At 42.0% G+C, this 238-nt stretch carries 1 pseudogene; it reads right to left on the bottom strand.

Going from position 1 to position 238, the window contains the following annotated elements:
- Positions 1-238, bottom strand: a pseudogene (locus tag SB773_RS34490) (DUF948 domain-containing protein); the annotation flags it as partial.

Below are 238 nucleotides of genomic sequence, written 5' to 3'. Positions count from 1 at the left end.
ATGCGAAGTCTAGACCGCTTCTCTCTCTTTTCAGCCTTCTGCTCAGCTCTCTCAAGTTTACGCTCGTCTTTTTCAATCTTTTTCTCTTGTGTCGTAGTACGGTAGTGATTATATACTTCAATTGCTGCGCTGCTCCACTGTACAACTTGTGCTACGTTATCTGCATTATTTTCAATTTCGGCCGTAACAGACTCGGAAACGTTGCTAAGCTTCGTATTTAAAAAGTGAATCGTCGTTC

Source organism: Bacillus sp. SIMBA_074, assembly GCF_046534555.1.
GTDB lineage: Bacteria > Bacillota > Bacilli > Bacillales > Bacillaceae_G > Bacillus_A > Bacillus_A mycoides.
Note: the sequence above shows the minus strand (reverse complement) of the source record. Positions and strands in the feature narration are given on the sequence as shown.